The organism is Streptomyces sp. Ag82_O1-12, assembly GCF_900182715.1.
Classification (GTDB): domain Bacteria; phylum Actinomycetota; class Actinomycetes; order Streptomycetales; family Streptomycetaceae; genus Streptomyces; species Streptomyces massasporeus.
In genome coordinates, this window is record NZ_FXUW01000001.1 from 4,938,684 (window position 1) to 4,965,311 (window position 26,628).

The 26,628-nt window shown below is 69.7% G+C and carries 21 protein-coding genes and 1 pseudogene; 10 read left to right on the forward strand and 12 right to left on the reverse strand.

The window, feature by feature from the left end:
- The first annotated feature begins 37 nt into the window (after nucleotides 1-37).
- The 3 genes from QOL88_RS22755 (at nucleotide 38) to kstD (ending at nucleotide 5,266) form a co-directional block, all read left to right on the forward strand.
- Entirely contained in the window at nucleotides 38-1,957 is a 1,920-nt protein-coding gene (locus QOL88_RS22755) for an AMP-dependent synthetase/ligase (RefSeq protein ID WP_097218932.1), read from the forward strand.
- Nucleotides 1,958-2,109: 152 nt separating this feature from the next.
- Nucleotides 2,110-3,186, forward strand: a complete 1,077-nt coding sequence (locus QOL88_RS22760) for a sugar ABC transporter substrate-binding protein (RefSeq protein ID WP_179879137.1) — start codon at nucleotides 2,110-2,112, stop codon at nucleotides 3,184-3,186.
- Nucleotides 3,187-3,484: 298 nt separating this feature from the next.
- Nucleotides 3,485-5,266 carry a 3-oxosteroid 1-dehydrogenase gene (kstD, locus tag QOL88_RS22765; protein WP_097218938.1) on the forward strand — a complete coding sequence of 594 codons (1,782 nt, stop codon included), beginning with the start codon at nucleotides 3,485-3,487 and terminating at the stop codon, nucleotides 5,264-5,266.
- Nucleotides 5,267-5,396: 130 nt separating this feature from the next.
- Here the strand turns inward: kstD and QOL88_RS22770 are convergent, their stop codons facing one another.
- The 3 genes and pseudogenes from QOL88_RS22770 to QOL88_RS22775 all read right to left on the reverse strand — a co-directional run bounded on the left by QOL88_RS22770 (nucleotide 5,397) and on the right by QOL88_RS22775 (nucleotide 6,805).
- Nucleotides 5,397-6,050, reverse strand: coding sequence for a class I SAM-dependent methyltransferase (locus QOL88_RS22770; protein WP_257028076.1), 654 nt, complete (start codon nucleotides 6,048-6,050; stop codon nucleotides 5,397-5,399).
- Nucleotides 6,051-6,311: 261 nt separating this feature from the next.
- A pseudogene (locus QOL88_RS38895) lies at nucleotides 6,312-6,428 on the reverse strand (glycine zipper domain-containing protein); the annotation flags it as partial.
- Between the two features lie 173 nt (nucleotides 6,429-6,601).
- Nucleotides 6,602-6,805, reverse strand: a complete 204-nt coding sequence (locus QOL88_RS22775) for a cold-shock protein (protein WP_004984723.1) — start codon at nucleotides 6,803-6,805, stop codon at nucleotides 6,602-6,604.
- Nucleotides 6,806-7,126: 321 nt separating this feature from the next.
- Here QOL88_RS22775 and QOL88_RS22780 point away from each other — a divergent pair, with 321 nt between their 5' ends.
- Nucleotides 7,127-7,975, forward strand: a complete 849-nt coding sequence (locus QOL88_RS22780; protein WP_030840117.1) for a menaquinone biosynthetic enzyme MqnA/MqnD family protein — start codon at nucleotides 7,127-7,129, stop codon at nucleotides 7,973-7,975.
- Nucleotides 7,976-8,067: 92 nt separating this feature from the next.
- Nucleotides 8,068-9,954 carry a serine/threonine-protein kinase gene (locus tag QOL88_RS22785; protein WP_097218944.1) on the forward strand — a complete coding sequence of 629 codons (1,887 nt, stop codon included), beginning with the start codon at nucleotides 8,068-8,070 and terminating at the stop codon, nucleotides 9,952-9,954.
- Here the strand turns inward: QOL88_RS22785 and QOL88_RS22790 are convergent.
- Nucleotides 9,869-10,534: a hypothetical protein gene (locus QOL88_RS22790; RefSeq protein ID WP_143668881.1), complete on the reverse strand. Its 666-nt coding sequence runs from the start codon at nucleotides 10,532-10,534 to the stop codon at nucleotides 9,869-9,871. The two genes, QOL88_RS22785 and QOL88_RS22790, sit on opposite strands and share 86 nt — an antisense overlap.
- A gap of 110 nt (nucleotides 10,535-10,644) precedes the next feature.
- On the opposite strand from QOL88_RS22790, the gene QOL88_RS22795 reads away from it, so the two are divergent.
- Both QOL88_RS22795 and QOL88_RS22800 read left to right on the forward strand, forming a co-directional pair.
- Complete coding sequence (locus QOL88_RS22795) at nucleotides 10,645-13,044, forward strand: serine/threonine-protein kinase (protein WP_097218949.1); 2,400 nt, start codon at nucleotides 10,645-10,647, stop codon at nucleotides 13,042-13,044.
- A 98-nt stretch (nucleotides 13,045-13,142) separates the two neighbouring features.
- Nucleotides 13,143-17,621, forward strand: a complete 4,479-nt coding sequence (locus QOL88_RS22800) for a type VII secretion EssC family protein (RefSeq protein ID WP_097223135.1) — start codon at nucleotides 13,143-13,145, stop codon at nucleotides 17,619-17,621.
- 68 nt (nucleotides 17,622-17,689) lie between these two features.
- On the opposite strand, the gene QOL88_RS22805 is transcribed toward QOL88_RS22800, so the two are convergent.
- Both QOL88_RS22805 and QOL88_RS22810 read right to left on the reverse strand, forming a co-directional pair.
- Nucleotides 17,690-18,310 carry a DUF3592 domain-containing protein gene (locus QOL88_RS22805; protein ID WP_143668882.1) on the reverse strand — a complete coding sequence of 207 codons (621 nt, stop codon included), beginning with the start codon at nucleotides 18,308-18,310 and terminating at the stop codon, nucleotides 17,690-17,692.
- A 304-nt stretch (nucleotides 18,311-18,614) separates the two neighbouring features.
- A complete protein-coding gene (locus QOL88_RS22810) occupies nucleotides 18,615-18,875 on the reverse strand; it encodes a WXG100 family type VII secretion target (RefSeq protein ID WP_097218954.1) in 261 nt (86 codons plus the stop codon).
- A 203-nt stretch (nucleotides 18,876-19,078) separates the two neighbouring features.
- On the opposite strand from QOL88_RS22810, the gene QOL88_RS22815 reads away from it, so the two are divergent.
- Nucleotides 19,079-19,339, forward strand: a complete 261-nt coding sequence (locus QOL88_RS22815) for a hypothetical protein (protein WP_097218956.1) — start codon at nucleotides 19,079-19,081, stop codon at nucleotides 19,337-19,339.
- Nucleotides 19,340-19,376: 37 nt separating this feature from the next.
- Nucleotides 19,377-20,216, forward strand: coding sequence for a hypothetical protein (locus tag QOL88_RS22820; RefSeq protein WP_097218960.1), 840 nt, complete (start codon nucleotides 19,377-19,379; stop codon nucleotides 20,214-20,216).
- Nucleotides 20,217-20,264: 48 nt separating this feature from the next.
- Here the strand turns inward: QOL88_RS22820 and QOL88_RS22825 are convergent, their stop codons facing one another.
- The 6 genes from QOL88_RS22825 to QOL88_RS22850 all read right to left on the reverse strand — a co-directional run bounded on the left by QOL88_RS22825 (nucleotide 20,265) and on the right by QOL88_RS22850 (nucleotide 25,650).
- Entirely contained in the window at nucleotides 20,265-21,701 is a 1,437-nt protein-coding gene (locus QOL88_RS22825; protein WP_097223136.1) for a PE-PGRS family protein, read from the reverse strand.
- Between the two features lie 180 nt (nucleotides 21,702-21,881).
- On the reverse strand, nucleotides 21,882-22,559 hold the full coding sequence (locus QOL88_RS22830; RefSeq protein WP_097218963.1) for a hypothetical protein: 678 nt from the start codon (nucleotides 22,557-22,559) through the stop codon (nucleotides 21,882-21,884).
- Between the two features lie 132 nt (nucleotides 22,560-22,691).
- Complete coding sequence (locus tag QOL88_RS22835) at nucleotides 22,692-23,474, reverse strand: hypothetical protein (protein WP_097218965.1); 783 nt, start codon at nucleotides 23,472-23,474, stop codon at nucleotides 22,692-22,694.
- Nucleotides 23,455-23,811, reverse strand: coding sequence for a DUF6406 domain-containing protein (locus tag QOL88_RS22840; RefSeq protein ID WP_097218983.1), 357 nt, complete (start codon nucleotides 23,809-23,811; stop codon nucleotides 23,455-23,457). Before QOL88_RS22840 ends, QOL88_RS22835 begins: the two co-directional genes overlap by 20 nt.
- The gene (locus tag QOL88_RS22845; RefSeq protein ID WP_097218986.1) at nucleotides 23,801-25,294 is read right to left on the reverse strand and encodes a C2 family cysteine protease; all 1,494 of its coding nucleotides are present in this window, start codon (nucleotides 25,292-25,294) and stop codon (nucleotides 23,801-23,803) included. Before QOL88_RS22845 ends, QOL88_RS22840 begins: the two co-directional genes overlap by 11 nt.
- Complete coding sequence (locus QOL88_RS22850) at nucleotides 25,294-25,650, reverse strand: hypothetical protein (RefSeq protein ID WP_097218989.1); 357 nt, start codon at nucleotides 25,648-25,650, stop codon at nucleotides 25,294-25,296. The genes QOL88_RS22845 and QOL88_RS22850 overlap by 1 nt, the downstream gene beginning before the upstream one ends.
- Nucleotides 25,651-26,093: 443 nt before the next feature.
- Between QOL88_RS22850 and QOL88_RS22855 the strand changes: the two genes are divergently transcribed.
- Complete coding sequence (locus QOL88_RS22855) at nucleotides 26,094-26,591, forward strand: hypothetical protein (RefSeq protein WP_257027862.1); 498 nt, start codon at nucleotides 26,094-26,096, stop codon at nucleotides 26,589-26,591.
- Nucleotides 26,592-26,628 lie beyond the last annotated feature (37 nt).

A 26,628-nucleotide genomic window follows, 5' to 3' on the forward strand; every position in this document is an offset into this window, starting at 1 on the left:
GCAAGCAGTCCTTCGCTGCACGCCCCAGGAGCCGCCCGTGTCCACTGCGTATCCCTCCTCCGCCTACGGCGACGCCTACGGAGGTCCGGTGCTCGTCGAGCCCGAGGTGCGGCGGCTGGACGGGGCGGTACGGGAGGTCTCCGTACCGCCGCTGGCCCCGCCGTGGACCCACGGGTCGCTCGCCGACCTGCCGTTCGACAACGCGAGCGCGAACCCGGGCGCCGCGGCCCTCAGCCGCAAGGACGCCGAAGGCCGCTGGCGCGACGTCACGGCGGCGCAGTTCGCCGACCAGGTGCGGGCCGTGGCCAAGGGCCTGGTCGCCGAGGGCCTGATGCCGGGCGACCGGATCGCCGTGATGGCCCGCACCATCTACGAGTGGACCGTCCTGGACTTCGCCGCCTGGGCGGCCGGACTGGTCACCGTCCCCGTCTACCCCACCTCCTCCGTCTTCCAGGCCCGCTGGATCCTCCAGGACTCCGGCGCGGTCGCCCTGGTCACCGAGACCGCCGCACAGGCCGCCGCCCTCGGCCCGGAGCGCGAGCGACTGCCCGACCTCCAGCACCTGTGGATCGTCGAGAAGGGCCACGTGGACCGGCTCGCGGAGGCCGGGGCGCACCTGCCCGACCAGGAGGTCGAGGTGCGGCGCGGCATGCTCGGCCCCGGCACCCTCGCCACCCTCGTCTACACCTCGGGCACCACGGGCCGCCCCAAGGGCTGCGCCCTCACCCACGGCAACTTCTTCGCCGAGGTCGACAACGCCATCGAGCTGCTCTACCCCGTCTTCCGGGCCAAGACCAGCGAAGAGGCCTCCGTCCTGCTGTTCCTGCCGATGTCCCACGTCTTCGGCCGCATGGTGGCGATCGCCTGCGTCCGGGCCCGGGTCCGCCTGGGCCACGCGCCCAGCATCAAGGCCGAGCACCTGCTGCCCGACCTCGCCGGCTTCCGGCCGACCTGTCTGCTGGCCATCCCGTACATGCTGGAGAAGGTCTTCAACTCGGCCCGCGCCAAGGCCGAGTCGGGCGGCCGGGCCTCCTCGTTCGACCGCGCGGTGTCGGTGGCGCAGCGCTACGGAGAGGCCCTGGAGGCCCAGCAGACCGGCACCGGCCCCGGCCCCTCCCGCGCCCTGAAGGCCGCCCGCGCCCTCTACGACCCCCTGGTCTACCGTCGCATCCGCAACGCCATGGGCGGCAGGGTCCGCTACGCCATCTGCGGCGGCTCCCCGCTCGGCCGCCGCCTCGCCGCGTTCTACGCCGGTGCGGGCATCGAGATCTTCGAGGGCTACGGCCTGACGGAGACCACCGGCGCGAGCACCGTCACCCCGCCCCTCAAGCCCCGCCTGGGCACCGTCGGCTGGCCGCTGCCCGGCACCCGCGTCCGCATCGCCGCCGACGGCGAGATCCTGGTCGGCGGCGACCACGTGCTGCGCGGCTACTGGGACCCGCAGGCCGGGGGCGTCGTCTCCGCCGCCCCCGACGGCTGGCTCGCCACCGGCGACCTCGGCGAACTCGACGACGAGGGCTATCTGACGATCACCGGCCGCAAGAAGGAACTGCTCATCACCGCGGGCGGCAAGTCCGTCGCCCCGGCCCCGCTGGAGAACTGGCTGCGCTCGCACCCGCTGATCTCCCAGTGCCTCGTCCTGGGCGACGGCCGCCCCTTCGTCTCGGCGCTGATCACCCTCGACCCGGACGGCATCACCCACTGGCGCCAGATGAACGGCAAACACCCCGTGCCGCCCACGCTCCTCGTCGACGACGAGGAACTGCGCGCCGTCCTGCAACGCGCGGTCGACGAGGCCAACAAGTTGGTCTCCCGACCGGAGTCCATCCGCCGCTTCGCCATCTTGCCCGAGGACTTCACGGAGGAGGCGGGCCATCTGACCCCGTCGATGAAGCTCCGCCGGGAGGCCGTGCTGCGTGCGTTCGCCTCGGAAGTGGAGGGCCTGTACACCCGGTGAGTCACCTTTGCGATCTCTTCACACGTGGTTCTTGACGACGCACGGCGTCTGCCCGTTGGCTTTCGTCCACCTCGTCACGATGCTCCCCCCATCGGAAGGCACCACCAGTGATAGCGCGCAACCCCCGTCAGGCCGCCGTGCGGCGCATCTCCATGGCCCTGGCGGTCTCCGTATCGGCCCTGTCCCTCGCCGCCTGCGGCGACGGCGGGAGTGACGACTCCGCCGCGAAGAAGGACAACGACATCACGGTGGGCCTGCTGCTGCCCGACCGGGACACGGCACGCTTCGAGAAGTTCGACTACCCGCTGATCAAGCAGGAGGTCGCGTCCCTCACGGAGAACAAGGGCACGGTCCGCTACGCCAACGCCGAGGCCAGTGTCACCAGACAGAGCGAGCAGTTCCAGAAGATGATCGCCGACAAGGTGGACGTCATCCTCGTCGACGCCCTCAACTCCAAGGCCATCGCCACGGACGTCCGGAAGGCCAAGGACGCCGGCATCCCGGTCATCGCCTACGACCGGCTCGCCGAGGGCCCGATCGACGCCTACGTCTCCCACGACAACGAACTCGTCGGGCAGGTCCAGGGCCGCGCCATCGTCGGAGAGCTCGGCGACAAGGCCGAGAAGAGCAAGGTCGTCATGATGAACGGCGACCCCGGCGACCCGAACACCGCCCGGTTCAAGGACGGCGCGCTGAGCGAGCTCCGGGGCCAGGTGAACATCGTCGAGGAGTACGACACCAAGGAGTGGAAGCCCGCGATCGCCAAGGCCAACATGAAGAAGGCGATCCAGTCCGTCGGGCTGAACAACATCGCCGCCGTCTACTCGGCCAACGACGGCATGGCCGGCGCCGTCATCGAGGCGCTCCAGGAGGCCGGGGCCACCAGGATGCCGCCGGTGACCGGGCAGGACGCCAACCTCGACGCGGTGCAGCGGGTCGTCTCCGGCGAGCAGTACATGACCGTGTACAAGTCCTTCCTGCTGGAGGCGACCAACGCCGCGAAGATCGCGGTCGCCAAGGTGCAGGGCCGCGCGATCGAGTTCGCGGCACTGACCCGGCAGACCGTCGACAGCCCCACGAAGAAGAGCATCCCGGCGATGCTGGTGCCGGTGGTCGCCCTCACCAAGGACAACATCAAAGACACGGTGATCACGGACGGCGTGTACACCGTGAAGGACATCTGCACCTCCAAGTACAAGGCGGACTGCGCGGCCATCGGGCTCGGGTAGCGGACGGACGCGGACGGACGTGGGTGGCCGTCGGGTCCGGGGCGCGGGGTTCCTCTTCGTCGGCGGCTGCGGGCTGCCGTGGCTCATCGCGCAGTTCCCCGCGCGCCTGAAAGAAGGGCGTTGCCCCGTCGCAGGGTTCGTGCGGAGGGGGCGCGTGGTCTCGGCTCCGGCTCCGGCTCCGGCTTCGGCTTCGGGTGCGGGCGCGTGGTCGCGGTGGGTGTCGCGTGGGTCTTGACTTCGCAAGACCCCCGCGCGACATTCCCCACCCCTTTCGCGTTCTCGTCGGGCTGGAGCGGCCATGACCACACGCACGGACACCGCGGGCACTGCCACGGCCCCGACCCGAAGACGACTGCTGGCCGGGGCCGCCGGTGCCGGCCTCGCCGTCGCCACGGGCGTCCAACAGAGCGCCCGGGCAGCGGACTTACCCCCGCTCGGCACGTACGACGTCGTCGTCATCGGCTCCGGGGCCGCCGGCATGACCGCCGCGCTGACGGCCGCGCGGCAGGGCCTGAGCTGCGTCGTCGTGGAGAAGGCACCGACCTTCGGCGGCTCGGCCGCCCGCTCCGGCGCCGGGATCTGGATCCCCAACAACTCCGTGCTCCTCGCGGCCGGCGTCCCGGACACCCCCGCGAAGGCCGCTGCCTACCTCGCCGCGGTCGTCGGCCCGGACGTCCCCGCCGACCGGCAGCGCGCCTTCCTCACCCACGGCCCGGCGACGATCTCCTTCGTCATGGCGAACAGCCCCCTCCGGTTCCGCTGGATGGAGGGCTACAGCGACTACTACCCCGAGCTCCCCGGCGGTCTGCCGAACGGCCGCTCCATCGAGCCCGACCAGTTCGACGGCAACCTCCTGGGCTCCGAGCTGGCCCACCTGAACCCGCCGTACATGGACGTCCCCGCCGGCATGGTCGTCTTCAGCGCCGACTACAAGTGGGTCGCCCTGGCCGCCGTGAACGCCCGGGGCGCGGCCGTCGCCGCCCAGTGCCTCGCCCGCGGCGTGCAGGCGGCGACGCTCGGCCAGAAGCCCCTGACGATGGGCCAGGCGTTGGCGGCGGGCCTGCGCGCGGGCCTGGGTTCGGCCGGAGTCCCGGTCTGGCTGAACACACCCCTGACCGACCTGCACGTCGAGAACGGCACGGTGACCGGAGCCGTCGTCACCCGCGACGGCACACCCGGCCTGGTCCGCGCCCGCCGCGGCGTGATCGTCGGCTCGGGCGGCTTCGAGCACAACGCCGCGATGCGGGAACGCTTCCAGCGCCGGCCCATCGGCACGGACTGGACCGTCGGGGCCAAGGAGAACACCGGCGACGGCATCCGGGCGGGGGAGCGGCTGGGCGCGGCGCTCGACCTGATGGAGGACGCCTGGTGGGGCCCGGCGATCCCGATCCCCGGCCGGCCCTACTTCTGCCTGGCCGAACGCACCCTGCCCGGCGGGCTGCTCGTGAACGCCGCGGGCCGCCGCTTCGTCAACGAGGCCGCGCCCTACAGCGACGTCGTGCACACCATGTACGACGTCCACGACACCGACCCGGCCATCCCGTGCTGGCTGATCGTCGACCAGAACTACCGCAACCGGTACCTCTTCAAGGACGTCCTGCCGACCCTGCCCTTCCCCGACGACTGGTACGAATCCGGGGCCGCGCACAAGGAGTGGACCCTGGACGCCCTGGCGGCCTCCATCGGCATGCCCGCGGCGGCCCTGCGCAGCAGCGTGAACCGCTTCAACGCCCAGGCGCGGCAGGGCGAGGACCCCGACTTCCACCGCGGCGACAGCGCCTACGACCACTACTACACGGACCCCTCGGTGCTCCCCAACTCCTGTCTGGCCCCCCTCTGGCTGCCCCCGTTCCACGCCTTCCGCATCGTCCCCGGTGACCTCGGCACCAAGGGCGGCCTCCGCACGGACGCCCGGGCCCGGGTGCTGCGCGAGGACGGCTCGGTGATCCCGGGCCTGTACGCGGCGGGGAACGCCAGCGCGGCCGTGATGGGCCACAGCTACGCGGGCGCGGGCTCGACGATCGGCCCGGCGATGACGTTCGGGTACATCGCGGCGCGGGACATCGCGGGGGTGCTGTAGGGACCGGAGGCCGGCCGGCGCAGGGGGCCGGGGCGTGTGGGTCGGCAGCGGGCTCGCGCTGGGGAGCGCACGCCCGGCTGCGGGGGCCGCTCGGGCATCACAGTGGGGCTGCGGCGATGCCCCGGGCGGCTTACTCCCCGGGCTTGCGCGCCACGAGGCTCGCCTGGGCGACCGGCTCGCCCCGTGCCTCGTCGGGCTCTCGTACGGTCGTGGCGCGGACGGTGAAGCCGGCGCCGCTCAGCAGGGCGCCGACGCGCTCCGGCCGGCCCCGGCGGAAGGTCAGGGACACCTGGTGGCCGAAGGCCTCCTCGTAGCGGCGGGGCTCGTCCCCGCACTGGAAGCCGACCAGCAGATGGCCGCCGGGGCGCAGGACGCGGTGGAAACCGGCGAAGAGGGCGGGCAGGTGCTCCTGGGGTGTGTGGATGATCGAGTACCAGGCCACGACACCGTCGAGTGAGCCGTCCGGCAGGTCCAGCTCCTGCATCGAGCCCTGCTCGAACCGCAGGCCCGGGTTCTCGCGGCGGGCGATCGCGAGCATCGACTCCGACAGGTCCAGCCCGAACACCGACAGCCCCTGGGACGCCAGGTACGCCGTCACCCGCCCGGGCCCGCACCCCAGGTCGGCGACCTCGCCCCCCTCGCCCACGAGCTCCGCGAACCCGTGCAGCACGCCGCGGTCCAGCGGCGTCCCCGGGCGCAGGTCACCGAACTGGACGGCGTACTCCTCGGCGACGGTGTCGTAGAACAGGCGGGTCTCGGACACGAAGTCGGGGGCGTCGGTCACGAGGGCAGGGGCGTCGGTCACTGGACCGGGGGTGTCGGTCACAAGACCGGAGGTGTCGCTCACGAGGTCAGGGGCGTCATTCACGCGGTCAGGGGCGTCGGTCATGGCCGGAGACCCTAGCGCGAGCCGCTGTCTTCCCGGCCCTCGTCCGACCGGCCGTCCGCCTGGTTCCGGCCATGCTCCCCGTCCCCCTCGTTCTCCCCGTCCCCCTGGACTCGCGAGGCCCGCCCCCGCGCCGATGCCCGCGCCCGCCCCCGCTCCGATCGCCGTGCCGAAACCGAGGCCCAGGGCCAGGCCCAGCGCGAGATTGTCGAAGACGGTCATGCCGAGCACGATGCCTATGGCCGTGCCGAGGGACAGGCCGACCGACAGGCCCATGGCCAGGGGCTTTCGGCGGGCGTACCGCCGGCCTCCCCACTGTTCTCCTGGTCTTCCCGCATCCGCTCATCGTCCCACGGCCGGAATTCGCCGGGAATTCACCGGACAGAAGGGCTTGGATAAGGGCAGGAGCCCCGTCGCCTGGCGGCGCGGGGCTCCTTGGGTACTACAAATCAGACCGGCGTGACGTTCTCAGCCTGCGGGCCCTTCGGACCCTGCGTGACGTCGAAAGACACCTGCTGGTTCTCCTCGAGCGACCGGAATCCGGTCGCATTGATCGCGGAGTAGTGGACGAAGACGTCGGGGCCGCCGCCCTCTTGGGCGATGAAACCAAAGCCCTTTTCGGCGTTGAACCACTTAACGGTTCCGGTAGCCATAAGCCCTCCTTGGGCCCAAAAGGGTTGCCCTGCTCCAGAACCAGCAAGTGTGAAGATGAATTCCGCACAAGTGCATATGTCTGAGAATGACGAGAGCCCGCGGTCACATGCTCCGCAGGCTCTGTACTGCAAGGGAAACCAAACTGCAACTTGCGACGAGCCTAGCACGCAGGCCGCGGAATGCAATAGGGGTCAAGATCACGTCACCCGAATGTTTGAACATCGTCCGGCCGACTGGCGGAGAGGGCGCCCGCAACGGGCCCACACCCCGACGGCGGGGTCGCGCGCCCGTCCGTACGCCGTGAGGGCTAGCCTCACGATGTGGACAATCCTCGCACCCGGCCGCGCGTCGGCCACATCCAGTTCCTGAACTGCCTGCCCCTGTACTGGGGGCTCGCGAGAACGGGCACGCTCCTCGACTTCGAGCTCTCCAAGGACACCCCGGAGAAGCTCAGCGAGAAGCTGGTGCAGGGCGAACTCGACATCGGTCCGATCACCCTCGTCGAGTTCCTCCGGCACGCCGACGACCTGGTCGCCTTCCCCGACATCGCCGTCGGCTGCGACGGCCCGGTCATGTCCTGCGTGATCGTCTCGCAGGTCCCCCTGGACCGGCTGGACGGCGCCCGCGTCGCCCTCGGGTCGACCTCACGCACCTCCGTGCGCCTCGCCCAGCTGCTCCTCGCCGAGCGGTACGGCGTCCAGCCGGACTACTACACCTGTCCGCCCGACCTGAGCCTGATGATGCAGGAGGCCGACGCCGCCGTCCTCATCGGCGACGCCGCGCTGCGCGCCAACATGCTCGACGGGCCGCGCTTCGGCCTGGCCGTGCACGACCTGGGCGCACTGTGGAAGGAGTGGACGGGCCTGCCGTTCGTCTTCGCGGTCTGGGCGGCCCGCCGCGACTACCTGGAGCGCGAGCCGGTCATCACGCGCCGGGTGCACGAGGCCTTCCTCGACTCCCGCAACCTCTCCCTGGAGGAGGTCGGCAAGGTCGCCGAGCAGGCCGCCCGCTGGGAGGCCTTCGACGAGGAGACCCTCGCCCGCTACTTCACGACCCTCGACTTCCGCTTCGGCGGCCCGCAGCTGGCGGCGGTCGCCGAGTTCGCCCGGCGGGTCGGCCCGACGACCGGCTTCCCCGCGGACGTGAAGGTGGACCTGCTCCAGCCGTGAGCCGGACGGTGCTCCCGCACTACTCTGCTGGTGGTGCAGGCGTACCGGGACCGGAGCCGTCCCCGCCTGCCCACGGGGGAGGGGTGACGCTCATGCGGCCGCTCGATGTCGACGAACCCACCGTCGTGGGGCCCTACCGGCTGCTCGGCCGGCTGGGCTCCGGCGGCATGGGCCGGGTCTACCTGGGCCGCAGCGCCGGTGGCCGCACGGTCGCCGTGAAGATCGTGCATCCGCACTTCGCGCTGGACGAGGAGTTCCGGGCGCGTTTCCGGCGCGAGGTCGAGGCCGCGCGCCGGGTGGGCGGCGCCTGGACGGCTCCCGTCCTGGACGCCGACCCGGGGGCACGGGTGCCCTGGGTGGCCACCGCGTACGCGGCCGGTCCGTCCCTGTCGGCCGCGGTCACCGACGGCGGGCCCCTGCCGGCCCACACCGTACGGGCCCTGGGCGCGGGGCTCGCCGAGGCGCTGGCGGCGGTGCACGAGCTGGGCCTGGTGCACCGGGACGTGAAGCCGTCGAACGTCCTGCTGACCCTCGACGGCCCGCTGCTGATCGACTTCGGGATCGCCCGGGCCACCGACGGCACGGCGTCCCTCACCTCCACCGGCGTGTCCATCGGCTCGCCCGGCTACATGTCGCCCGAGCAGATCCTCGGCAAGGGCGTCACGGGCGCGGCCGACGTCTTCTCGCTGGGCGCGGTCCTCGCCTACGCGGCGACCGGCCGGCCCCCCTTCCCCGGCGACTCCTCCGCCGCCCTCCTCTACAAGGTCGTCCACGAGGAACCGGAACTCGGCGCGCTGGACGGCGAGTTGCGGGGCCTCGCGGCGGAGTGCCTCGCCAAGAACCCGGCGGCGCGGCCCGCCCCGGCCGAGCTGGCCCGCCGCCTGGCCCCCGAGGGGGCGGCCAGGCTGGTGGCGGGCGGGTGGCTGCCGGGGACGCTGGTGGAGCAGGTGAGCCGCAGCGCCGTGCGGCTGCTGAACCTGGAGGCGACGACGGGGACGGGAGCGGAGGTGGGGGCCGGGGGCCCCTCCGGGCTGGTCGGGTTCAGCAGCCCTTCGGTGGGGGCACCGGAAACGGCCGGGGGTGAGGAGCGGGGGCTCGGAGTATTCGGACCGCCGCCGGTGATGCCATCGCCCGGGACAGCGGCGCAGACCCCCGGCATCGCCGCCGTACCCGAACCCCGGGACGGCGACCACCCGCGGGGCGCGGTACCCGAACCCCGGGACGGTGACCACCCGCAGGGCGCGGTACCCGAACCCCGGGACGGTGACCACCCGCAGGGCGCGGTACCCGAACCCCGGGACGGTGACCACCCGCGGGGCGCGGTACCCGAACCCTGGGACGGTGACCACCCGCAGGACACCGCCCCGACCTCCGGTCGGCGGCCCGGCAGGGTCACCGTCTCCGTCGCGGCGACGTCCACGCCGGAGGGCGACGGCGGCGGACGGGTGCGCAGGCTGAGCTGCTCCGTGGCGCTGGCGGTCGCGGGGGCGATGGCGGCCGTGACGATCGGGTCGGTGTTCGTGTTCGACCTGCTGCCGGACCGGGGCGGCGGCCAGGACGACGCGGACTCGTCCAGCGGTTCCGACTCGCCCCCGGCGGCCACCGCGAGCTCCGCTCCCTCCGCCGGTGCGGTGCCCGCCGCGTACCTCGGCACCTGGGAGGGCCAGGGTGTCGCCCTCGACGGCAGACTGCCCCTCGGCACCTTCCGCATCACGGTCGAACGGGCCGCCGTCGGCCAGGAGTTGGGCAAGCTCCGCCAGACCGACCAGATCGGCGGCGTCTGCGTCGACGTACTCACCCTGAAGCAGGTCACGAAGAAGGAGCTCGTCGCGACGTCGGTCGGAGCGAAGACCAACCACAGCGGCTGCAACCCCGCGAAGACGACGGTCCACCTCAAGCCGGTGGGCGACGACCTCCAATACCAGTCGGAGAGCGAGGAGTCGGGGCGGCCGCAGGCTCGGATGTCGAGGGTGGGGTAGAGGTTGCCCTGCGGCTGAGCCTGACGAGCAGGATGATCAACAGCGCGGCCGCCACGAGGGTGGCGATCAGGCCGGCAGCCCAGAGCCACGGGTAGTGCACGTGCACCCAGCACGGCCCGCCGCGGCTGTAGCAGTCGGCATCCCAGTTGCGGCGCCGCTTGGGCCGTGCGGTCGTGGCGATCACTCCGGCGACCAGGTAGCAAGCGGCCAACCCGGGCAGGGACGCTGCCACCCAGGCCAGCGAACGCCGCTTGCTCCTCTTCCAGTTCATCCGGGTCAGCGGCGCCACCCAGGCGAAGAAGACCACCGGCACCAGGGCGCCGACCGTGCCGGCGAAGGCGTACGCACCGCCCGGCCACGCCGGAGCGACGTCGCCCCAGAGCTCGTGGCCCCAGTACATGTCGAAGAGGACCAGCGGCATGATCAGGGCGACGAAGCCGGGGAGTACCAGACAGGCCCACAGACAACCCCAGCCCTGCTTCTCCTGCTCGGAGACTGACGGGCGGCCCGGCCGGTGCTCGTACCGTAGCGCCGACCCCGCCGCCTTCCTCCGCTTCGGCCTCGCCGAACTTCCGCTCATGGCCCCTAATTCTCACCCTGGTTCGGGCGCTCACTACTGTGTCTGCTAAAGCGAACACCATCACAGACGAATGACGCATGCCCCATCGGGCCATGCCGGGAAGGCCCACCATGGAGACACTGCAGCCGGACGACCCTGCGGAGTTGGGCACGTACCGACTTCTGCGAAGACTCGGTGTCGGCGGCATGGGGCGCGTCTACCTCGCCCGTTCACCCGGTGGCCGTACCGTCGCAGTGAAGGTCGTACGTCCGGACCTGGCCGCGGACGGCGATTTCCGCGACCGTTTCCGGCACGAAGTCGAGATAGCCAAGGCGGTCTCCGGCCGCTTCACCGCCCCGGTCGTGGACGCCGACCCGGACGCGCCGCTGCCGTGGCTGGCGACGTCGTACGTGCTCGGCCCGGACCTCACGGACGTGGTCGCAGCGCATGGCGCGCTGCCGGAACGTACCGTCCGAGCGTTGGCCGCCGGCCTCGCCGCCGCCCTTCAGGAGGTACACGCAGCGGGGTTGATCCACCGCGACCTGAAGCCGTCGAACGTCCTGCTGGCGGCAGACGGTCCGCGCGTCATCGACTTCGGGATCGCGCGGGCGGTGGACGGAAACCGTATGACGCAGACGGGAGTCGTGGTCGGCTCGCCCGGCTACATGTCGCCGGAGCAGGCGCTCGGCAAGGATGTCGGCACAACGAGCGATGTCTTCTCGCTCGGCGCCGTGCTCGCGTTCGCGGCGACCGGCCGGGGCACCTTCGGCCATGGCACCGTCTCGCACGCCTCGCTGCTTTATCAGGTCGTGCACGGTGAGCCCGACCTTGAGGGCGTACCGCAACAACTGCTGGGCCTCGTCCGCGCGTGTCTCGCGAAAGACCCAGCGCATCGGCCGGTGCCGTCCGAGATCGTGACTGCGCTCGCACCGCAGGGCGTAGAGGGCGTCCTCAGCGACTGGCTGCCGTCGGCGGTGGCATCGACCATTGCCACGCATGCGGCCGGAATCCTGGACCTGGAGGCACCGCAGCAGCCTCAGCCACCGGCCGCCGCGTCCTTCGGGCCCGCACCGGCGATGACGGACGGGACACGGCGGTCTGGGGGCACACCCACGCCGGGGTACGGGTATCCGCAGGCCCCGGGCTACGGCGGCTCCCCAGCGGCTGCCCACGCGACGCCGGCGCCGGGCTACGCCACACCCCCGGGCGGCGCGCCCACCCCGGGATACGGGACGCCCCCGCCAGGTCACGGCGCTCACGAACAGCCCGGCACAGTGGGACCGCCCTCCACTGTGGCCACTGCCTCCACGGCTCCCTCTTCCCGCCGCCGCGTCCTCGGCCTCGCCCTCGGTGGTGCCGCCGCCGTCGCGGCGGCGGGCGTGGGCGCCGCTTGGTGGCTCGGGCAGGAAAGTGACAACTCCGGTGCGGCGAACGGCACGACTGGCGCCGACGGTTCCGCGCAACCCGTCGAGGAGAGCTTCACCACCCCGCCGGCCGGAGTCGCCCCCCAGCCCCTGTGGCACGAGACGGCGGCGGAGGACAGCACCACCACCGACGTACCGCTCCTCATCCATGACGGCCTGCTCCTGATCAGCGGCGACCCCCTGGTGGCGTACGACGTGAAGACCAGCGAGGCCCGCTGGTCCAAGCCTGACGTCTGTGCCCCCGGCTCCCAGCTTCTGTTCCACGACGGCAAAGTGTTCCTGACCGACGGTGGCATCGAGGGAGTCCTCGTCGCGCGCGACGTGAAGACCGGCGAGGAAGTGTGGCGCAGCCGCCTCGGGAAGAAGATCGGCATCGAGGGCACCATCGCCATCGACGACAAGAACGTGTACGTCACGGCGACCGACTACGCCCAGGCCACCAGCGCCACCAAGTACCGCACCGCTATCGCCGCCATCAGCCACAGCACCGGGAAGAAGGTGTGGCTCCAGCACCGCGACTGGGGCACGAGGGACTACGACGTCCAGGGCACCGTTTCCGGCAAGTACCTCGTCTACGCGGACTCCAACCAGAACCTCACCGTGCGCGACACCGCGACCGGCGACCAGTTGTGGACGCAGAAGATCGGCGACGACTGGGCCTGGCAGCCCACGGTCGCGAACGGCCTTGTCTTCCTGCCCGGCGAGAAGCTGACAGCCGTCGACGCGGAGACCGGCCGCACCCGCTGGACGCTCTCCCCCAAGGGCCGACGCGGCTTCAACAACCCGGCCGTCATCGACGGCGTGCTCTACGTCAGTGACTACGACCGCGGTATCTGGGCTGTCGACGTCAAGACGCACCAGCGGATCTGGCTCTGCGAGGACCAGGACCGTGGCGGGGCGGAGTCGTTCGTGCGGGTCGGCGCGACGCTGTACTGCGCCGCCGGGCCCCTGTCGGGAGGAGTCATCGCCCTCGAGGCCAAGACGGGCAAGGTGCGCTGGACCTGGACGGACGACAAGGACTCCGGCGCCCCCTGGCAGATCGCACCGGCAGGAAACCGGCTGTTGGTGACGAACGGGCCGGAGATCTACGCGCTGCCCGCGGTGTGACACCGGGGCGCTGGGGCGCTGTGCCGGGGACTGCCATAGTCTCCGTTAGCTGAAGTTAATGAACGTGGCCACAGGGGCCGACGGGGAGGTTGACCATCATGCGGATGCTGGTCACGGTCGTGCGCGAAGGCGGTGAGCCGGAGGACGTGGTCGTCACGACCGACGACACCGCCACGGCAGCCGATGTCGCGGAAGTGCTGGCGCAGACCACCGGGCTCAGCGCCGCCGCGCCTGTAGGTGGGACGGGGAACGTCGTGGCCATGCCCGGCACCTCACTGGCTTCGTTGCCCGGCTACGGGACGGCGGCGACCGGAGCGCCGGCGCTGTGGGCCGACGGTGAGCTGTGCGATCCAGCGTCGCCGGCAGCCGGTGTCCTGCGGGACGGCATGCGGGTCTCCGTCGACCGTTCGATAGGACCGCTGCTGCGCAAGGGCGAGCCCGTCGGACAGTACGAACTGCGGGTGGCCGGCGGTCCCGGGTCCGGGCGGGTGGTCCGGCTGGGCGTCGGCGTCGCGACCGCCGGATCGGCGCCGACCTGTTCGCTCCCTATGCCCGACGCCTCACTGCCGCCGGTCGCCCTCCGGCTGACGATCGACCTCCAGGGCAACGTCACCCTCACCCCGGAGGCAGGGGCCGGCATCCGACTGAACGACGACGCGGTGACGGCCGGGACTCCCTGGCCGCTCGGTGGTGTCGTACGGGTCGGTGACTCGCTGCTGGTGCTCGACAAGGTGGCCGAGCCGGACGCGCACCTGTCCGCGATGAGCGAGGGCGGTCTCGCCTACAACCGCCCCCCTCGGCTGTCGCCGCTGCGCCCCCGGCGGCGGCTGGCCGTGCCGGTGCCCCCTTCCAAGGGGGAACGGGCACGTTTCCAGTTCATCATGGCGTTCATGCCCATGCTGTTCGGGCTGTCCATGTACTTCATCACCAAGCAGATCTACATGCTGCTGTTCTGTCTGATGAGCCCGCTCATGATGCTGGGCCAGTGGATCAGTGAGAACCGCGACGGCAAGAAGAAGCACAAGACGTCGCTCAAGCAGTACAAGAAGGACCTCGCGGCGCATGAGGCCGAACTCGTCACCCTCAGCAAGGAAGAACAGCGCGCCCGCCGCGAGGACAACCCTGACCCGGCCGAGATCCTCCTCTTCGCGACCGGCCCCCGCCGCCGCCTCTGGGAACGCCGACTCACCGACCCGGACGCGATGCAGCTGCGCATCGGCGTCGGCGCGCTGCCTTCCGACGTGGAACTCGTCTTCGCGCGCGGGGGCATGGCACACGACGAGGAGCCCCCGGAGCCTCCGGTCCTTCCGGATGTCCCCGTCACCCTGCCTCTGGCCCGGCTCGGCGTGGTCGGCATCGCGGGCGATCGTGCCCGCGCCCTCGCCACCGCGCGTTGGCTGAGCGTGCAGGCCGCCGTTTTGCACAGTCCCCGGGACCTGTCACTGGTGTCCCTTGCCGCGACGCCCGCCGCCGGCGCCGAGTGGCACTGGGCGCACTGGCTGCCGCACACCAACCCTGACGAGGGCCAGGACTGCGTCGCGCTGGTCGGCTTCGACTCGGAGGCCATCAGCCGCAGGGTCAACGAACTTCTCAACGAGCTGGCTCGACGCAAGGCGGCCCGCGAGCAGCACAACATGACGGGCCAGCTGTATCCGGACGCCAACGTGCTCCTGATCCTGGACGGGGCACGGCTGTTGCGCCGTGTACCCGGCGTCCCGCAACTCCTGACCGAGGGCCCGCAGTACGGCATCTTCGCCCTCTGTATCGACGAGGACGAGCGGCTGCTTCCCGAGGAGTGCAAAGCCGTCGTGGCCTGGTCACCGGACGCGGCCCACCACGTGAGGGCGCGTGGCTACGGCCTGGAGGCCGTCGGCGACGTCCTGGCCGACCAGGTCCCCTACGAATGGTGCGAACTCCTGGCCCGCTCGCTCGCCCCCGTCCGCGACGTCAGCCGCGACGACGCCGGTTCCGCCCTGCCCACCTCGGCTCGGCTGCTGAACCTGCTGAACATGCCCAACCCGGCCGGTGCCGACGTGCAACGCATCTGGCAGGCGGGCGGCTCGACCACGTCCGCACCCATCGGACTCGCTGCCGACGGTGCGTTCGTCCTGGACATCCGCCGCGACGGACCGCACGCGCTGGTCGCCGGTACAACGGGTGCCGGTAAGTCGGAACTCCTCCAGACGATCATCGCCTCGCTGGCGGTCGCGAACCGTCCCGACGCCCTGAACTACGTCCTCATCGACTACAAGGGCGGCAGCGCGTTCATGGACTGCGCACGCCTGCCCCACACCGTCGGCATGGTCAGCGACCTCGACGCCCACCTGACCGAGCGGGCCCTGGCCTCGCTCGCGGCCGAACTCCATCGCCGGGAGCGCATCCTCTTCGACGCCGCTGCCAAGGACATCGAGGACTACAACGACACCCGCAAGCTCCGCCCCGAACTGGAACCGATGCCCCGGCTGGTGCTCGTCATCGACGAGTTCGCCTCCCTGGTCGCCGAACTGCCCGACTTCATCGCGGGCCTGGTCGACATCGCACGCCGGGGCCGCTCGCTCGGCGTGCACCTGATCCTCGCGACGCAGCGTCCGGCGGGTGTGGTGAGCGCGGACATCCGCGCCAACACCAACCTCCGCATCGCCCTGCGCGTGACGGACGCCTCCGAGTCCATGGACGTCATCGACGCACCGGATTCGGGCGCGATCGCGAAGTCGACTCCAGGCCGTATGTACGTCCGCTCCGGCGCCCAGTCCCTGGTCGGCGTGCAGTCGGCCCGCATCGGTGGCCGCCGCCCCGCCACGGGGCAGACGGGCCCCAAGGCGACACTGATCCCCCTGCCCTGGAACGCCTACGCCCGTCCGCTGCCCAAGCGGGACGAGGCTGAGGACGACGGCACGATGGTCACCGACCTGGCCGTCCTCGTGGACGCGGTACGCGAAGGCGCGGAGCGGATGGGCTTCGGCGAGCAGCGCAGCCCGTGGCTGCCACCGCTGGCGGAGTCCGTCACGCTCGACGAACTGTCTGCCTACGGTGGTGCACCGGCCGCCCCGGGCGGCGACGTGGCCCCGATCCCGTACGGCCTGGTCGACCTCCCGGCGAAGCAGAGCCGTGTGCCGGTGTCCCTGGACCTGGTGCACGGCGAGCACACACTGCTGCTCGGCGGCGCCCGCTCCGGTCGCTCGACGGCGCTTCGTACGCTGGCCGGCTCCCTGGCCCGCAACACCTCGCCGCTCGACGTGCATGTGTACGGCATCGACTGTGGCTCCAACGCCCTTCTGCCGCTGGTGCGTCTGCCTCATGTGGGCGCTGTAGTGACCCGCGACGAGCCGGACCGAGCCCGCCGTCTGATCCAGCGCTTGCAGGTGGAGGTCGCTCGTCGACAGCAACTGCTGGCGATGGAGGGCGCGTCGAGCGCGGCGGAACAGCGCGCGGGTGCCGCTCCGGAAGAGCGCCTGCCCTGGATGGTGCTGCTGTTGGACAGTTGGGAAGGCTTCGCGTCCACCTTCGAGAACTACAACTACGGTCAGTTGCTGGAAGCAGCCCAGAGACTCTTCCGCGAGGGCTCGGCAGCGGGTCTGAAGGTCGTCATGACGGCCGACCGCAGTGGCCTCAGCGGTCATGTCTCCTCGGCCTTCGCCGACCGTCTCGTCATGCGCTTCGCCGACCCGAACGACTACTCCACGGCAGGTCTGCAGGCTCGCGAGGTGCCGAAGAACATGCCGCCCGGGCGCGCCCTGCGGATCACTGACACCGGTGTGGACGAGACCCAGATAGGCCTGCTGGCGCAGGACCCCGCCGGCCAAGCCCAGGTCCGTGCGCTCCGCGAGATCGCGGAAGAGGCGCGAACCCGCTACGGCCGCGTCCCGGCGGGTCGGCGTCCCCTGCGGGTCGACGCTCTGCCGACGCGCATCACGGCGTCGGAGGCAATGGCTCTGGACCCGGACTTCGCCCCGTCGTCGCCCCTGTGGGCTCTTCTCGCCGTGGGCGGCGACGAACTCCACCCCATCGGTATCGACCTGGAGGAGAACGGCCCCGGCTTCGTCATCGCGGGTCCGCCGAAGTCCGGCCGCTCGACGGCACTGCTGTGCGCCGCCGAGTCGCTTTTGCGAGCAGGTACGCCCCTGGTGGTCGTGACACCTCGCCGGTCCCCGCTGCGGGACCTCGAGGGGCGAGAGGGTGTGCTCGGTCTGCTCAACGCGGACAGCTCGGGTGACGACCTGGAGGAGATCCAGGATCAGCTCGACGGACAGCCGTACGTCGTTGTGGTCGACGACGCCGAACTCCTCTACGACACGCCGCTGGACGAGCCACTGGAAGGGGTCATCCGCAAGGGAGCCGACGGTGGTGTGGGCCTGCTCGCCGCCGGCACGACGGACTCATTGTCCGGCCAGTACCGTGGCTTCACGGTCGAGGCCCGCAAGTCCCGCAACGGCCTGCTGCTGACCCCGCAGAGCTCCTCGGACGGCGAACTGTTCGGCATCCGGCTCCCTGCGAACAGCGGGGGCGGGGCAGCGGGTAGCGGGTTGTTCGTGGCGGGCGGGGCGTTCGTGCCGGTGCAGGCTGTGATGAACGGCTGACCCACGGGTCATGACAGCACTGCGGGTCCCGCCTGAAGGGCGGGACCCGCAGTTTGATTTCCCGGTGGTCAGGGCTTGGTGAGCCGGACAGACTTGGTACCGGCCTTCTGCGGGTGTTCCGGATCGGAGACCGGGGACTCCGGTGGCCAGGTCCGCAGGATCCAACGGCGGCGGAGCGTCAAAACGACTGCTCCCGACAGGAAGAAGGCAGCGAGAGCCGAGACGCCGTACAGCGGCAAGTTGGCGGGAGGGGCCATCACCCAACTGTGATCAAGACTGCGCGACGGGTCGTTGGGATCGTAGGTCACCTGCATCGAATCCCCGGAGTGTGCGTCCGGAAGCATTCCGGCGATCTCCGAGAGCTTGACCGTGGTGCCTCGCCTGGGTCCCTGGGCGAAACGGACTTTGACGTACTTGGGCTTGGTGTCGACGTCGACTACCGTCGCGGCCACCGTGACGCCACGGGAGCGCAGGTCCTCGACCAGGGAGCGCGACGGGAGCCAGAAGACAAGGGCCATCCCTACGCACAACGCGACAAAGCCGATGCAAGCCCAGATGACACGCCATGGAGGAAGCGGTGGCCGTGGCTTGAAGTCGGCCCGTCCGGCGGCAGCCTGCCGTGCGCGTTCCACATTGGGCGGTAGCTGATATTGATCCGCAGGACGGCGCTTCTTTTTCTTCTTACTCATCTATCAACCTCATGAAAGCCATCCGCCCACCGTATTTGGGCAACTCGTCATCGAGCCGGCCGGTGATCTTTCCGATTTCCGACAGGTTGGCGATAAGGTTTGGGTCACACGAGTGATCTGTTGCCGCAGGCTTGACGCTGCACGGTCCTCGGCCGCCGGACGTTGCTCGATGATGCGTCGGCGTCGCCTACAAGCGCCTAGCCGTATCTCCTGCTGAAATGCCGCCGGGGGCATCCCGTCCGAGGCGTAACGGCCTCGAAGGAATGCCCCGGCAGGCTGCGATGTCCGCGTGTTCCGCGTCGACTCAGGTGGCGCGCTCGATGTTGTCGGCGCTGGTGTTGGCCGACTTGCTGGCGTCGTTCAGCGTGTCGACCCACTTGTCGAACGTCGGCTTGATGTCGTGCCAGTCGTTCCGGAAGCGGTCGGCCTTGGGGCCCTTCCAGTAACCCGAGCTGTGGCTCGTGGCGGACTCCAGCGCCTTGATGAGGCCCTGGAGGTCGGTGGCCTTCTTGCCGAAGAGCTTGGACAGCTCCCGAAGCTGAGTGAGATCTGCACCGCGATCCATGGCGATCCTCCCCGTGTCACACACGTAAACGGACTATCCGTTTGCAACAAGGGACGCTACCGCACCAGACGTAGTTGCGATCCAGTGCCTTGGGGATGGGGGTTTCATGTGAACAAGTGGTGTTGGCCTCGGCCGGGATCCCCAAGAAGGTCTACACGCGGCGCCAGTATGCTGAGGCTCCTGGGACAGCGGGGGAGGCTGCTATGGCAAATCCAGACATTCAGGAACTCAATCAGCGGGCGGGCCAGCTGCGGTCGCTGGCCGACCACATCGACGCACTCGTCGATGCGGCCAAGAAGCACAGCACCACCGGTATGAAGACCTGGTCGGGACCGAATGCGGACGACGTGCGCGGGCGTCTCAAGGGCTGGCAGACGACGTGCGGCACCGTCGCCAAGGCTCTGCGCGACGAGGCGCACAAGTGCACGCAGGAAGCCAAGGACCTGAAGGACGAGAAGAAGTAGCAGGCCTTGGTCCTGCTGCAGCGAGAGGAATGCACCAGTGCCCTCTTACGACAGTTCCCGAGCACGCTTCCGACTGGCCGACCGTCACATCGCCGTGTTCGCCCACCTCCTGGACGGCGAGACGGCCCCTGAGCCGCTGTGGGACTCACTTGTCGAACTACAGCGCATCGGCTTGGTGGGTGAGGAGGGAGAGCTGGCGCCGATTCTCCGGGAGCCGCTGGGCGCCCTGGCCGACCCGATGGTCATGATCCAGGTGGAGATCACGGGTGAGCACGGCGCGGTCAACCACGGGGTGATCGTCGGCCAGGAGGCGGTGATCTCCCACGATGGCTGGCCGGGGGAGGAGGAGTCCGAGTACGTCTCCATCGAGCCGAACACCCTCGTGTGGGAACTCGCACGCAAGGTCAACCTGCACCGGACGGAGAAGCCGGAGGAAGGCGCTCCCGAGGTTCGGGTCGAGACGACCATGGGAGCCTTGGACGCCGCGTTCGTCGCCCTGGAGGAGCCCGGCGCCGACGAGGACGTGACCCGCGAACGCGTGCGCAAGGCACTCGCCGAGGCTGACACCAGCCTCGAGGGCCGGGCCCTCAGCCAGTTCCTGGACCTGGTCGTCTCCCTCAACGCCACCTGGCGCATCACCGTCGCCTGGGACGGCGAGAACGAGGGCCGGGGCTCCACGATGATTCGCGCTCTGGCGGCCTGGGACTGCGGCCCTCTCGGCTACTGGATCCGCGAACAGCCCGAAGAACCCATCATGCCGGGGCAGGTCGGGCCGGACAGCGCACTCGTCCTGGTGAAGTCCAACTCAGCCGAAGTGTGGGAGAAGATCACCGATCTGCTGCCGGACAGGGAAGACCTGCTGGTCGCGGACGAGTGAGCCGTCGGGCGTGGACAGAGCGCCCCGGGTGTTTTCGCGTGTGTCCGGTCAGAACCAGTTCATTGGATTGGCCTTGGACTTGGCGATGCTCTTCCCCAGATCCTTGGCCTTGTCACCGACCCAGCCCGCCGCCTTGCCCGCGCCGTCCTTGATGTCGTCCCAGTGCTGGACGACCTTCGCCCCGCCGTAGATGAGCCCCGTTCCGACCGCGAGGCCGATGGTGACCGGGTTCGGAGCGACCATGGCCGCCGTGAGGGAGGCGTTGAAGCCGACCTCGGCGACGTCGGCGACGTATGCCGCGCCCTTCTTCTTGAAGGCGTCGACAGGGTTGCCCTGCGAAATGACGTTGGCCGCGCTGAAGCCCGTCGACAGGACACCGCCCACAATGCTGGCGCCGCGCAAGAAGCCGGCGGTCTTGGCGGCGGCGCCGAGGCCCGTGCGCAAGGCCCCCGCACCCCGCGCGGCATTGGTGGCCTCCGCGACGGAGTTGGCGAACCGCTGGCTGTTCGCCGCCTTGGTGAACACCTTGATCAGGCTCGCGTTGCCCGCGCGGGCAACCGCCTGGCCCGAGTGAGTGAAACCGCCGTACATCCTGGCCGCCTGGTCCGACCCGACCAGAAAGTCGATGACCCCGTTGGCGCGGAGGGTGTTCATCAAGGGCGTGGCGCGCACCCAGTTGTAACCCTGACCGATCAAGTCGCCCCGGAGCCCGCTCGTGAGGGGAATGCGGGAGAGGCTCTGATAGGTGCTGCTCCGGCCGAAGAGGGAGCCGAGTTGACCTGGCAGCCAACTACCAGGGGCACTCAAGGAGCGTATTTTCGGCGCCCACTTGACCAGGCCGTTGCCGGCGGACCGGATGAGGCCGTTCTCGGATCCCCGCAGGACGACCCCGAGCCGCGTCTTCCAGGTGCGCAGCGCACCCGCCTTGAGGGAGTTGCCCAGCAGCACCTTGGTGAGGGAGGTGCCCTGCATGGTGACGACGGCCGTGGCTGCCGTCACGGATCCCCAGTCGCCGTAGAGGCCGATCATCGTGGCGATCGTCTCTTCGTGTGGCTGGAGCCCGGGTATCTGGGAGATGGCATGGGCCTCAAGGCGTTCGATCCAGTCCGCCAGCGACTCATCCGGCTGACGCTTGAACTTGTAGGCGTTCGGATCGTCACTGGCTGCCACGGAGTTGGCCAGCACAAGGGCGTCCGGACCGAGGCCCTCGCTCTTGTACTGCTCGATCTCCTTGGCGCTGAACCCGGCCCACATGAGTCCGGCCTGCGGGTCCCCGCTTTCCAGCCGGGCGAAGACGGCCCGTTTGCGCAGGTCCGGTGCGGTGTCCTTGACCCAGCTGCGCAGGGGCTTGAGCGTGGTCAACTTGCTTGGCACGCCGAGCCGGGACGCTCTGGTGAATGCTTCATCCACTTTGTCCTGGACCCCGCCGCGCCCGTCGAGCAGCTTCGCGAGCTGATCCAGATCGTCCGGATTCACATTCCGCATGCCCACGTTTCAAATCCCCAGCGCGTGTGTTCCGGAACCAGCCGGTCAAGGCTGTGGAGTCGCACCCCCACTTTACGGACAGAGGTTCGTACGAGGCTGTTGGATCACCGTCTCTTTACCCTGTGCAAACGCACTCTTGGGGAAGGTCACCGCGTCGACACCGCATGTTCGGGAGTGTGCTCATCCCGTACGCAGGAGTGCGTATGCGAACACCAGGCGTCGGTCCAGCCATGCCGCCCGAACCAGGAACCTGTGGTCGCCCTCGGAGGTCAGGACGAGTTCGTCACCGGCCTTCCATTCGAGTACCCGCGACTTGGCCGGTTGGTCGCCGCCCTCCGCGCCCATGTCGGCGACGGCCTGCACGACGCCCAGGAGCAGCTTGCCGGCACCGCGCTGGACCATTTCCCTGGCACCGCCCTTCGCCCATTCCGCGCTGCTGACGATCTCGGGGTGCCCCGGCTGGACGATGCGCCACGTCGGCTTCACGGCGTGCTTCAGCGGTGCGATGCGCTGGATCGTGCCGATGGTCTCGCCCCGTGCGTCGCGCACCTCGTAGTGGCGCCGGCCCTCGATGTCCTGAGGCTCGTCGAGCGAGCAGATCAGCCTGCTGCCCCCGGTGTCCTCGTACAGGCGACGGGCGCCCCCGTCCGACGGCTGTGGCGGAAAGAAGGCACAGGGGGCGTTGACGCGTTGTCCTGCCAGACCTTGCGGGACCCTGAACGCACGGACGCCGAGCGCGGCCCGCTTGCGCTGTCCCCCGGCAGGCCGTTCCTCCTCGGTGATGGCGAACTCCCAGGCGTCCGCCCAGGGGACAAGAGGGATGGAAGGTTCATCGACGTGCCGATTCTTGCCGAACACGGTGGGTCTCTCCGGGTCACTTCGGGGACGGGCTCCGACCATAACCCCAGCCTGTGAAGAGGGCGTGAGGGCTGCGTGGCCGACGATGCCCGCCCCGGGACCCGGGCTGTCACGGCGGACCGTTGCTGCGTGCTACTCGCTCGTCCGGGTGAGGCGTACCGCCTGCTCCGTGAGCCCCGACACCTTGAACAGCACCCCGGCGAGTTCGACGGTGTCGCCGACCCTCACGTCCTTGTACTGGGCTACCGGAATCCCGGCACAGTTCGCGCCGAGACCGGCCGTGCCCGCCGCGCTGTCGATGTACGAGACGGTGAGGGACGGACCGGTGGGCAGTTGCTTCACGCCGCCGTTAGCGAGGAGGGACAACGTCTGTCCCTTGGCAGGGAAGCTCTTCGCCGCGGCTGCCAGGACGGCGCGGTTGGTGGTGAAGCACAGGGGGTTGTCGGCGGCGCCGCCCGCGGACTTCATGGACTCGGGAGCGGCAGCGAGAGCCGCCTTGTCCTTGGCGTCCTTCGGTTCCAGGACGACACGGTAGGAACAGACCTGCCGCACGGTGTAGGCGTGGCCCGAGAGGGTCAACCGGGATCCCGGCTTCACGGTCCACTGCCGCTGTCCCGCTCCGTAACCGGCCCCGTCGCGCATTGTCGCAGTACGCGACGTTCCGTCAGCGCTCGCGGCCGCGTACTGCACGCCTCCACCGCCGGGCAGCCGGAAGCCGCCTCCTCGCAGGACGTGCACGCCGTCCGCCAGGGCTTCACCGACGCATTGCGGACCCTTGTCCTTCGCCGCCGCCCGTGTGGTCGTGGGTGCGGCCGTCGGGACGTCACCGCCGCCGGACGACGATCCGCAGGCGGTCAGCGCCCACAAGGCCAGGGTGGCACTCGCGATGCCGTACCTACTTGCCGGGCTGAACACCGGTGTCCTCCTTGCAACCGTCGATCACCTGCTCCAGCACGATGCGGGTTCGGTAGTCGACACCCACCACCCGCCATCTGTCCCCGGTGATGTCCAGAACGTCACCCAGGGTCAATCCGTCGAACTCCCCGACGGGTCGGCCTTCGCAGCCGATCCGGACCCGTCCGTGCACAGACGGTTCGGCGAAGACGGACGCCAGGACCTGATAGGTCCGGCCATCGTGTTCGACGGTGTACGGAATCTGGTGACGAAGGGCCCAGCGACCGTCGACGGCGAAGGGGTACTTCACCTTCTCGCCTTCGGACACGCTGCTCGCCTCCCGGGCGTCACGGGGCATCGAAGGCCTCCGCTCCGCCGAAGTACTTGTTGAACTGCTCCTGCGACACGGTAATCGGCGGATAGCCGGAGACGCCCCAGGGGTTTCCGAGGATGACCTTGCCATCGTCGGTGAATCCCCGGACGTAATAGGCGTGGTTGCTGTGGTAAGTGTTGCCCCACTCGGCCGGGTGGTTCTTGTCCAGCTCCTCGTCGGCCGGGGTGGACACGGTGACGACCTTTCCGGAGCTGTAGGCCTCCTTCAGCGACTCCAGGCTCTTGTCCTCGTGTTCCCCGATCCCCAGGAAGCCCCCGGTGGTCAGGTCCTCGCCTTCCTTGCCGGTCAGGTACGGAGCGGACTTCTTGGGGTCGTCCCCCTCGATGCCGCCATATCCACGCTCGTCGTCACCGTCGTCCGAGTAGACCATCGCAAAGGCCTTCTCGTAGTACGCGGGCCAGCTCTCCCCATTGCCGTACGTGCCGATGGGGTCGCCGTTCTGGTCGGACGGCAGATCGGCCGTCATCGTCACCCAGTGGTAGTTGCCCTCTTTGTCCCAGACGCGGACGCTCACCGTGCCGTTCGGGTTCTGCTTGATGCCCTCCTGCACGAAAGCGGGGTCCTTCTGCGCCAGGCCGGCCAGTGATGCGACGTACCAGCAGTCGCCGAACTGGCGTTGATTGACGTCATCGGCGGACACCCCGTCCTGGAACAAGGGGTCCGCAGGCGGTGCCCAGTGAATGCCGTTGTTGGTCTGACCGTTCTGGCTGTTGCCGCCCGCCTCGTACGCGTCGGTGTTCGTGAACGTGGGCTGCACGCCCGGGAATGCCGCCGTGAACTTGCCCACGTTCTCCGGGCTCACCTTGGACAGCATCAGGCTCAGCGTGTCCCGTCGCTTGTCCTCGGGCAGGCCGTTGTCGTCGAATGGGTTCCAGACGGAGTCGTCGGTGCAGGTGAGCAGCTGGTTGTAGAAGGCCAGGTCCTTGGGCGAGGCCTTCGTCACGACGGAGTCCAGTTCGGCGGCGGTCAGTCCGCCGAGCTCACCGGAGATCTGCTCCAGGTCGTCGCGGTTGCCGTTAGAGCCGAAGTCCTTGCCCTTCAGCTCCTGGAGATGGCGGAGGGCATCGTCGATCTTCTTCGCGTCGGGCGCCTTCTCATCGAGGAAGACACTGCTGTCGCTGACGGGGTATCCCCGCTTCTCCAGCTCCTGCAGGCCCTCGATCTGCTTGATGCGGCGTTTCATCGACGACTGCATGTCGCCGAGTTCGCCACCCAGGGAGCCCGGCAGACGCGGGCGACGGAAGAACGACGGCATCGGGATCACATCGCCGACGAGATCCTGGAGGTCGGGGTTGCGGGAGGCGTTCTGCCCCGACGGCAGGTTCTGCTGGGCGGTGGTGAGCACGGCGGCCAGCTGTGAATGGAGCTTCCCTGAGTTCTGAGCGAGGGTGTCCAGGTGGCCGGCCAGAGTCGTCAGTTTGGCGGCATCGAAGCCCCGGAAGCCCATCAGCTGCCACCCGTCCCAGCCTGGGCCTTGTTCTTCTCCCCGGCCTGCCGATCCAGTTCGTCGGCCTGGCTCTCCCAGCGGGTGGCGTCTCCCAGCAGCGCGGTGCCCATGCTGTTCAGCGTGCGCTGCCGTTGCTGCAGCTTGGCTGTGCACTCATCGGCGAACGGCCCCTGCCAGATGGCGCCCTCGCCGCCGCCCGTTCGGAACGCTGCGGCGCGCGGGGTGGCCTTCTTCACCGCGTCGTCGAGGTACGGCCCCAGTCTGCGGGCGAGCGCTCGGGCCTCACGCGCACAATCTCGCAGCCGTTCGGCCCGCTTCTTCAACTCGGCTGCGTCATCGCCTGGTGTGGGCCCCACGTTTGCTTCCTCCCCCGTTTGCTGCCGGCGCCCGCCGCACCTCGCACGTGGCGCCTCGGCATCGCTGAGGAAGCATACGGGGGAGGTGTTCGGCCCTTCGAAGCCGTGGGAAATCTCCGCGAACGTCACATGGTTGCCACAATCCCCACACCCCCTCATTGCAGGCATCTGCTGATCGTGTCGACAGCAATTGCGTCTGTTCTGATCAGAGAAACTCCGCTATGCCCGATAGTCCCTATATGGCACCCATGGTCGCCGGGTAACTGGTCCTCAGGCGTTGCGATTACCTTTGCTTTACAGTGGCTTTGCGCGCGCCGCTCCGGTCGGCCAGTGTTCAGGAGACAGAGGGAAAGGGCAGGCGTATGGGTGGACTCACCTTTGAGCTGCAGCGGGCGGCGTCCACACGAGGTGCCCGTGGTGACGTTCACCTCTGGGCAGGTGAAGTGGACGGCCTCGGCCGTATCGAGCTCGCATTCCCGACAGAGCACAGCGACTATCCGTCGGAGTACTGCGAGGTGGCGGTGAGCGGCGAGGGCTTTCCGCTGATCACCTACCTCGGGCTGCGGTACCTGCGGCGGCCGCTCCTGGCGAGAGGTGAACTAAGGGTCGACTGGGATCCCGCGGATCTCTCCCGGAACGTGTGGTGGCCCGGGAAGAAGGGCCGGGCCCTTCGCATCCGGGTCAAGGGACGGACGTACACGTATGCCGAGCGGGGTGGCAAGCGGCGCCACGAGCTGGTCCGCCCCGGTGCCGCCGTATGCATGACGCGTTCGAGCTGGAGGAACCCGAGCACGCTGTCCGGGACGTGGAGCGGCGAGGCGGACGCCCTCGACATCGGTATCGCGCTCGTCCTCGAGGGCGTGTACACACGGAACCTGTCGATGCCCGGCGCGCTGGTGTCGTTGCCCGGACGCTTTCTCAATCGGTTCAACGATCTCTGACCGGTTCCACCTTCCTCATCAGTTCAGAAGCTTCTGA

What these genes read in the sequence shown, in the direction of transcription:
- QOL88_RS22775 (WP_004984723.1), bottom strand. Translation starts at nt 6,805, where the DNA reads ATGGCTACCGGAACCGTTAAGTGGTTCAACGCCGAAAAGGGCTTTGGT.
- QOL88_RS22810 (WP_097218954.1), bottom strand. Translation starts at nt 18,875, where the DNA reads ATGGATCGCGGTGCAGATCTCACTCAGCTTCGGGAGCTGTCCAAGCTC.
- kstD (WP_097218938.1), top strand. Translation starts at nt 3,485, where the DNA reads ATGACCACACGCACGGACACCGCGGGCACTGCCACGGCCCCGACCCGA.
- QOL88_RS22800 (WP_097223135.1), top strand. Translation starts at nt 13,143, where the DNA reads ATGCGGATGCTGGTCACGGTCGTGCGCGAAGGCGGTGAGCCGGAGGAC.
- QOL88_RS22840 (WP_097218983.1), bottom strand. Translation starts at nt 23,811, where the DNA reads ATGCCCCGTGACGCCCGGGAGGCGAGCAGCGTGTCCGAAGGCGAGAAG.
- QOL88_RS22805 (WP_143668882.1), bottom strand. Translation starts at nt 18,310, where the DNA reads ATGAGTAAGAAGAAAAAGAAGCGCCGTCCTGCGGATCAATATCAGCTA.
- QOL88_RS22795 (WP_097218949.1), top strand. Translation starts at nt 10,645, where the DNA reads ATGGAGACACTGCAGCCGGACGACCCTGCGGAGTTGGGCACGTACCGA.
- QOL88_RS22790 (WP_143668881.1), bottom strand. Translation starts at nt 10,534, where the DNA reads ATGAGCGGAAGTTCGGCGAGGCCGAAGCGGAGGAAGGCGGCGGGGTCG.
- QOL88_RS22760 (WP_179879137.1), top strand. Translation starts at nt 2,110, where the DNA reads ATGGCCCTGGCGGTCTCCGTATCGGCCCTGTCCCTCGCCGCCTGCGGC.
- QOL88_RS22785 (WP_097218944.1), top strand. Translation starts at nt 8,068, where the DNA reads ATGCGGCCGCTCGATGTCGACGAACCCACCGTCGTGGGGCCCTACCGG.
- QOL88_RS22825 (WP_097223136.1), bottom strand. Translation starts at nt 21,701, where the DNA reads ATGCGGAATGTGAATCCGGACGATCTGGATCAGCTCGCGAAGCTGCTC.
- QOL88_RS22845 (WP_097218986.1), bottom strand. Translation starts at nt 25,294, where the DNA reads ATGGGCTTCCGGGGCTTCGATGCCGCCAAACTGACGACTCTGGCCGGC.
- QOL88_RS22815 (WP_097218956.1), top strand. Translation starts at nt 19,079, where the DNA reads ATGGCAAATCCAGACATTCAGGAACTCAATCAGCGGGCGGGCCAGCTG.